The organism is Xanthomonas sp. CFBP 8152, assembly GCF_014199025.1.
Classification (GTDB): Bacteria; Pseudomonadota; Gammaproteobacteria; order Xanthomonadales; family Xanthomonadaceae; genus Xanthomonas; species Xanthomonas arboricola_B.
Genome location: NZ_JACHNO010000011.1, coordinates 19,425 through 27,984, shown reverse-complemented (window position 1 = coordinate 27,984; position 8,560 = coordinate 19,425). Strand labels below are relative to the sequence as shown.

General features: G+C 57.6%; 2 protein-coding genes and 1 tRNA gene. 1 reads left to right on the top strand and 2 read right to left on the bottom strand.

From position 1 onward, the window contains the following. Window positions 1-1,362 precede the first annotated feature (1,362 nt). Window positions 1,363-1,439 (bottom strand) — tRNA-Arg (locus FHT09_RS19995). A 29-nt stretch (window positions 1,440-1,468) separates the two neighbouring features. On the opposite strand from FHT09_RS19995, the gene FHT09_RS19990 reads away from it, so the two are divergent. Then, on the top strand, window positions 1,469-2,878 hold the full coding sequence (locus FHT09_RS19990) for a site-specific integrase (protein WP_104607434.1): 1,410 nt from the start codon (window positions 1,469-1,471) through the stop codon (window positions 2,876-2,878). 18 nt (window positions 2,879-2,896) lie between these two features. Here FHT09_RS19990 and FHT09_RS19985 read toward each other — a convergent pair whose 3' ends face one another. Next, the gene (locus FHT09_RS19985; protein WP_104607435.1) at window positions 2,897-8,503 is read right to left on the bottom strand and encodes a DUF3320 domain-containing protein; all 5,607 of its coding nucleotides are present in this window, start codon (window positions 8,501-8,503) and stop codon (window positions 2,897-2,899) included. Window positions 8,504-8,560: the final 57 nt, after the last annotated feature.

Here is an 8,560-nt window from a genome sequence, read left to right as displayed (position 1 = left end):
GCGCCCACATCAAGCGCTGAAGATGATGACCCCGGACGCAGCCTACACCGCTACATTAACCGCATGACCTGAGCGGAAACCGGTGGGTCATTACATCACTCTCCTTGTGATTAAAGTTTAGTTTATCGAGTACTCGATACTACCCAGGATAGATGTCAAAAATTTGGCGCTACTGCGTACACAGCCTACTGACCCGCTTGGCGCGCGTCAAGGCGTGCAGCGATGGTTGGATAGTGCGGCATGCCCGTGGTGGAGAGCTTTCGCAGCACACCAATGCCTCCCCTTTTTTGCCAACCCAACAGCCACTTTGATCCTCCTTATCTTGCTACGTTACTTTTTCACAGGTGACGTCACGCTTACACAAATATCCGCATCGACAACGGCCACGCCAAGTGATCTTTGCTTCCAGCCGTCGAGATTGCGGCATGTGTGGCATTGTCGATCGCCTATGAATTTGCCGCCATGCTAGCGCAGGTTCAGACTAGCGCCCCGCAGATGCAGACATTCACTCCCCACTGCGTTAACTGTTTCGACGAAACCGGCCTGGTGCAGTTCGGCGCCCCGCATTTCCCGAACGTCGTTGCCCTAAACTCGCACGATGGTGACTTCGCTGAGGAGCCTCTGCGCGACAAACCGGCCCCCGAGTAGCAAGGCAGGTACGCAACGAGCGCCTTCACCCCCTTCACCGCGCACCACAAAGATGCGAGCGCACCAGCTTTGCCAACGACCTGAAATTCTTGACCAAACGCAGATGTAAGTTATAGAAGCTGAGAGCTATGCGGCGCGTAATAGCATTTCGCGCCGCGAGGTCATGATGGGCGGATTGGCAAAAACTGCGTGTACGAGACACAGAGCCGTGAGCAAGCGAGTCAGTCCCATCCTAACGTGACCAATGCTGCCGGTGCAGCGCACCTTAAATGTTGGCCTGGTTAGAGCAATTTATCGCTTTGAGCCATCACAGACCTTCAGACATTCCAAAAGACCTTAAGACAGTACGGCAACATGTCCTCGACTAGGTAAATTCGTAATGTAAAGAAAGATTAGCTGCTATGCGCGGGATACCGACGAAAAAAGACGCTCGTCCCGGCAAGTACGAAACTTCGTTGGGTTGATAGCAGTCCACGAGTCGATCTGGGAGTTTCGTAACTTTTGTAGATCCATGCCGGCTCGGCAACTTTACTAAAACGCTAAGTGATTGATTCCTTGTGACCCCGGCCCGATTCGAACGGGCGACCTTCCCCTTAGGAGGGACAACGTCGCTAGACTAAGACCCAAGCGGGACAAGGCTTTGCGTGGAAGTCTAGCCTGACTGTGGCAAGTCTGTGGTAACGACAGGCCTAGTCATGCCGATTGTCAAAAAAGTGGTGACCCCGGCTGGGTTCGAACCAGCAACCTCGTCCTTAGGAGGGACGCGCGCTATCCAATTGTGCCACGGGGCCATCTGTCTAAGGATACAGGGAGACGCTAAGTGAGCAAAGCCAAAACAGCCGCCAAGCCTGGGCGCACCAAGACCTTCAATGGCACGCTTCCGCGCGGCATCAAGGCCTCTCAGGCCATCAGCTCCGTGGCGGGCGTCACGCTCAGGACGGATGGGCAACTCAGGTGGGAGGCGCGCATCCGAAGGTCCCTCAACGGGCAAGCCTTGAAGTTCCCGCTGGTGCGCTACCCCATTGACCCGAAGGCGTCCCCGAATACCGAGCATCACATTGATGCTGCTCGGCTCATGGCCGAGGCCTATGTCCGCCGAGAACACGCCTCCTTGGAGCTTCGGCAAACGCCCTACGCGCACACGGCAGAGGCCTGGACCTTTGGGGATCTTTTGCGCCGGTTTGTCCAAGAGATCGATGATGGGCTCATCAAGCACGCGTCGGTCAGGACCGACCAATCCAATGCCTATCTCTTCTTGGGAGGTGGCAAAGGCCTTGGGTTGAGCCAGACCGGCCTGCCCCACCTCACCCGCAAGCTGGCCAAGGATTTGACTCAGGATGACTTCTTGGGGCGCCATGCCGGCTCGTTCGTGAACGCCTACATCAAGGTCAAGCGAGACGGCACCACGCTCCCTATGGCCCAGGGCAGCAAAAAGCGAGCCCTGACCACGATCCGAAACCTCTTCCGGATTGCCCACGAAAACTGGCAGATTGATCTGCGCTCGCCGATCAAGAGCTTGAAATCGCTCAATTCGGATGACGCGCGCGACCGGACGCTGACCGAGGAGGAATGGAACGCCATCGTTGCGCAGCTTGATGCTGGGCGGACCGACCCGGCAACGGCCGATGTCATTCGCTTTGCGCGCATGACCGCAGCCCGCCGCTCCGAATGCGTGAAGCTCGATTGGGCGGACATCAACTTCAAGAAGAACACCGCCCGACTTCGCGAGACCAAGGCCAAGAATGGCAAATACAATGAGCGCGTGATCCCGTTGACTTCAGAGCCCCTGGCCTTGATCGCCGCGCGCTTCGAAGCCAGCGAAACGAAGAAGGGACCCGTCTTTGTGACCTCGCGCGGCAAGCGCATTCGGGCCGATACCGTCACTCAGGCCTGGGATCGGGTGCGTGAGCAGGTAGCCGTCAAGCTCGGAGACCCAGAAATTCTGACCGCGCGCATGCATGATCTTCGCCATACGCGCATCACCGAAATGGGACACCACCTCAATCCGGCCGAAGCAGCCAGGATCTCGGGGCATAAGGACTTAAAAACCTTCATGCGCTACTTCAACCCGGATCCTGTCGCGTTGGGCAAGAAGCTCGAACAGCTCGAACGCCAAGGTGGTGCAGGTGCCAACGTAGACGCAGTGGTCACCCAGCTTTTGGAACTAAGCCCCAAGGATATGGCTTCAGCGGTTGCGCTTGCCTTCCAAGCGCGGGCAAAAGCGCAGTGAAAAAATAGACCATGAACGCTAGGCCAAGACCACCAACTCGCCTTTGTCAGCCAACCTGCCCGCAAGCCGCAGTGCCTCGATCTGATCCAAAATCAACTGTCTAAGTTGTGTGCTGGTGCTCCGGTAACCGAGCTGACGCGATACGATCAACACCAACTCGTCTCGCTTTGCCCCCAGGTTGTCGGCGACGACTTTGGTGATCGCCACCTTGATCTCTGCGGGTGGCAAAAGTTCTGGCCGGCGCAGGGTCGAGGACTCGACCAATGAACGATCACGCACGTGGACCTCTTTCCCGGGAATGGCCAAGAAGTCCTTGTCGACGACCTGCACACCACCCATCGACACCACTGACCCAATCGCCTCTTCAACCGCCTGTTGGATACGCGAGCCAGCACGCTGCAAGCCCCAAAGCGTCCGAGCGCGCATAACGACCTCGCTGCGATGAATGGGGCTTTCCACTTCAACGATCTGCCGCACGATGGTGGCGAGTTGCCCTGCTGGAACCAAATGCAATTCGAACTGGTTGCTTGGCACGGCGAAGGACGCCTCAATGTAAGGTTCAGTGTCCGGCGGACTTTGCGCCTCAATGAGGCCCATCTCAGTGACCTCACCGCGATCGACGGTGAGAATCTCCACCGGCACCGCACGGTGCGAAGAATTGGGACTGGGCTCTAAGGTGCCTGACTCCGACTTCGCTCTTTCAATGGCTACAACAAGTTTTTCAAGCTCTGCCTCAGGACGGTGGAACCAGTCCGAACTCCAAATCCGGTAAACCTGCCAGCCCTTGTCGCGCAGCACGCTTTCACGCAAGCGATCGCGATCGCGCGCGCTTCTGGCATCTCGATATGACTGCCCGTCGCACTCAATGCCTAAAATGTAGCGCCCAGGCTCCTCTGGATTAGACACCGCAATGTCGACGAAGAAGCCAGCAAGGCCCACATCGGTGTGCAGATCGTAGCCTCGCGCGCGAAGTGCTTGGGCCACCTCTTGTTCGAATACGCTGTGCTTAGCGTCTCGCGCCTGGGTGGCGAGGGTAAGGCGGCCCGTCCTTGCGTAGTTCAAGAAGAGCTTTAAAGCAAAGGTGCCCTTACCCTTGGCACGATCGGTGTCGATGTCTTCATCGGTGATCGAGGTAAAGACCTCGCAACGCGATTTGGCGCGGCTGATGAGCACATTCAAGCGCCGCTCGCCGCCGTCATTACTCACAGGACCGAAGTTCATCGTCATGTGGCGCTGGGCATCACGCCCATAGCCCACAGAGATATAGATGACATCGCGCTCGTCGCCCTGGATGTTTTCGAGGCTCTTGACGAAGAAGGGCTCAGCCGGGTGATCGGCAAAGAACCCTTCTGTTTCCGGGTGCTGTCGGCGCAAGAGTTCCAACTCGTCGAGAATGGCGCGGCGCTGCGCTGTCGAGAAGGTCGCTACACCCAGCGTGAGTTGAGGGGTGTTTTGCGCATGCGCCAGCACTGCAAGTGCAACTGCCTTGGCTTCTTTGGGGTTGGTGCGCGTGTTGCCCCGGTCGTAGATGGCTTCAGGCAAATGATGCAGCCGCAAGCCCACACCTGCTTCACTGGTGTAGGGACTGGGGACGATGAAGAGCTTGCCTTCGTAGAACTGTTGATTGGAAACGGCAATGAGCGACTGATGGCGGCTCCGGTAGTGCCAACGGAGCATGCGCTCAGGTAATCCTCTTGCGCGGCAAAGCCCCAGGATGCTTTCGACATCTGACGCCTGTGCCCCACCCTCATCGTCATCCCGGTCACCGCCATCGCCCAGTGCTTTGGAGAAAAATCGTGTTGGCGGGAGCTGTCGCTCGTCACCCACGATCACTAACTGCTTAACGCGCGCGATCGCACCGAGCGCATCAATCGGCTGCACCTGGCTGGCTTCGTCAATGACCAGCATGTCAAAGTCCAGCGCGCCTGCCGGCAGGAACTGCGCTACCGACAACGGACTCATCATGAAGACGGGTTTGAGCGCTTGGATCGCAGGGGCACACCGTTGCATCAATTGACGAATCGGCAGATGACCCTTTTTCCTGGCCATCTCGCCGATAAGAATAGCTGTTGGGCCGGTTGCACCGCCTTGGCGCGGGATCTTGCTGTGATGCGCCTTGACCACTTCATACCGAGCCAGCTGCATACGCTCCTGGTCAAGGCTTGCAAAGCTTGATACCACCTGAGACTGCCGCTGCCCGTCAAAGCTCGCCAACGCACGATCGCGCTGCACCAGCGCTTGAAGCAAAGCTTCGTAGTAAGACAGATCGAACACGCCCAAGGCATCGGCTCTCGCCAGCTTGCCACTGGCAAGACCATCGACTATTGCACCTAAGCCCTTACGCTCGGCCTCCTTGGCAATGGCAAGGTAAGACACCCAACTCCGAAGTCCTTCCGGGTCGGCTTGCCAGCTTGCCAGCTGGAGTTTGAGTGTTGCCAAAGGTGCATGGCTCGGATCACGCGTGATCTCTGCGTTGCCCTCAAACTGCAAGCCAACCAGAATATCCATCACTTCGCCGGCCAATAGTCCTGCCGCAGAAGAACCTCCCTCAGCCCGATCAAGCAATGACTCGGGATCAACAATGCGCACGGCCAACAAGCGAAGCTCTGGATTGTGTTCAATCCAAGACGCGACTTGGCGAAGCTCATGCGCCTTGCTATCTAGTGCTCCCCAGAACGGACCAAAGGCTGAGGTCCCATCAGCGGCCAGAGCGTCGTAAGCGGTAATGGCAGTTTGCGCCAGCTGGATTTCTTCAATGACCGCAAGCGCCTGCTCGATCGTGAGTTCCTGCGCATTAGCCAATAGGGCTGATTGCTGGGACGCAGCTTGCCAAAGGGCAGACTTCTCTTCCAGTTCCGATAGAGCAACGCGCTTGAGGACGGTCTCCTCGCCCCATGGGTTGCGCTCAGCAGACAACAACGCCTCATGGACAGGCGCCAAATCGCGAACGAGTTCTTCTAAAACTGGCTTTACGCGTTTGGCGATTTCGGTTGCCAATACGCGATCGCTGATGTCGGCCAAACGCTCACGAACTCCGCTCCCCAAGGGTCGGAGCGTTCGCATCCAGGCCACGACGCCTCTGAGGAAGGATGGGTTGGAGCGCTCGCGCTGCCAGTTTGAGCCAAACGCTTCTTGTCCTTGGGCGTCGTGCTCAACAATCTTCTTCTGAGCGCTCTTGGCATCCAGGAGAACATCGAGCGATCCAAGCATGTCCAACGCCGGAAGCTTAGGGTTAGAAAGGAGTGTGCGGATGGTCTGATTGGCGCGACGCCAATCTCCACTTAGGAAGCGGAACAAGCTCGTGCCGCGCATCGCCAACTGCCCACGCGCCGCTTCAAGCTCCGCGCTGTCTTTGCTCCATGCAGCGTCGCGGAATACAGAGGCCAGGTGGCTCTTCGCCTGCTGGACCGTTTCAACAGCCAAAACGACCTCTTCGATTGCATCGACACCCCGTTCCCAGATGTGGGCGACCAATGCATCGCGGTCAAGTTCCGGAATGGTCGTGGCGCGCTCCGCGATGGCAACCAGCCGAAGCGCCAGATCGAGCGTAAGTGGTGCCTTCTCGGCTAGAAGCTGCGTCAATCGTGCCAGATCAGGCCCGAGCCGAACCAAGGCACTGTGTGCCCTACCCAACGTTGCCAGCTCTTTACCCAAAACGAAGCTGTTCGGCAAAACGCTCAAAGTGGCCGTGGTAGCATCCCAGTCTTGCGCGAGCGCCTCCATCTGGATCTTGGCCTCGACCGCAGCTCTGGCCTTCTGAGCGTTTTCAAGCGCATCGATGACTGTCGAAGCACGACCAAGCGCATCCCAGACCTTGCTTTGAAGCGCATCGGAGCCAAGTTTTGGAGCTTCAAGCAGAGCCTTAACACGCTGAACGGCAAGGCCGGCGTCATCAAATCGCAGTGGAGGTGGAAGATCCAATGCGCTGTGAAGCTCAGTGGTCGACGCCTCCCAATCGTTCAATCGTTCGGTCAATCCAGCGACCAAGATGAGCAACCGATCGCGCTCACTCGGCAAGAGGCCATCGTTCTGAACGCCGCTCCAAGCGTGCTCATCTGGAACGCCAATTTCTTCAATTCGCTCGATCAGTTCGCGCAGGAGCGATTCCCGCTCCTCTTTTTGATGGGACGCCCAGGAGGTCGGCGCTTCAAGGGGCAGGCTTTGTGTCGTGTAGCCCAAGCGACGCAGGCGCACCATGTGTCCGAAGACTTGGTATGGCGTCAGTCCAGAGGGCTGGTGAGCTTCGTGGAGCCGCGCAACATGGGCGTTGAGTGTGTCGCGCTTTTCCGTTAGTTGCTCGATGATTGGCGAAGTGCTGGTTCGTTTGGGCTCGCCTAAGTGCAGCGTTTGCCGAAGCTCCTCCAGTAGAGAACGCTTGTTGGCTTTGTTGCTGTGGAGTTCCAAACAGGCCACGCCCACACCGACATGATCCAGTCGGCGCTTCACGACTTCGAGCGCGGCCATCTTCTCGGCCACAAACAACACCCGCTTTCCTTCGGCTACCGCTGCCGAGATGATGTTGGCAATGGTTTGGGACTTCCCCGTTCCAGGCGGACCTTGGACCAAGATGTTGTTGCCTTGAAGCACATCGTGCACAACCAGAGCTTGCGATGAGTCGCAATCAACGACATGGCGCATCCTCTCTGGCGATATGATACGGTCGAGTTCGCTATTTTCGTCGGTTAGGCTCGCACCTGGGAAACCGTCTTGAACCACCCCGCGCAGCATCGGGATGGCGTCCAGTCCGCCAAGCGCCTCCCAGCTTTGTGGGTCAAGATCCCGATACATCATGAACTTAGCGAACGAGAACAAGCCTAGGATGGCGTCATCACGAAGCACGCCCCAGGTCTCCTTACCTTCCAGCATGGCTTCCACAGAGGCCAGGTAGGCATCGACATCGAGCGTTTCGAACTCATCAATGCTCGGCAAGCGAAGCCCAAACTCGCGCTGCAAGAACAACTGCAACGACAAGTTCGCTTGAATATCGTCGCCGGTCCATTTGAGGTGAAACTTCTCGCCTGCCGTGCTTCGCTCCAACTGAACCGGGATGAGCACCAAGGGCGCGAAGCGGTCAGTCTGAGGAGTGGAAGTAGCACGCCAACGCAAGTAGCCGACGGCCAAGTAAAGAACATTGACGCCCTGCTCTTCTTGGAGCGTCCGCGCGTCCATGTAGAGATCCAATAAGCGCTTCTGCAGACCTGTCGGCGTTAGGCGTGTTGTGAGATGCGCATCCCAATGCGCTTTGACACGCCCGTTCTCATCCAGCTCAAAATCGGGTTGCGCGATCAGCTCTGGGTCTTCGGGTGCCTCGTCAAGTAGGACCTCATCACTGTCATCGTCATCGCCAGGGCTACCAGTAGTGTTCGCTTGCTTCGGATCCTCCTTGCCAGGAACAAACGTGAAACGCTTTCCTTCGATCACCAAGGTCTGATACATCGCCTTGGCAAGCTCGTAGACCACCTCGACGGTTTTGGCGCGACCACCTCTGGGTGTATGAAGCAACCGATTGCGTGTAGACAGATCTAAGAGCTCCAAACGAGCCTTCTCAACCTTGTCCTTCAACCCGCCAGCTCCCCGGAGCGAAGAAGTCTCCTCGCCAGCCTGCGCCACCGCCGTCTGATCCATCGACACCCCTGAGAGGAAGCGCGACGCGCGGGATGCAGCACCACGCCTTCCTCAAAT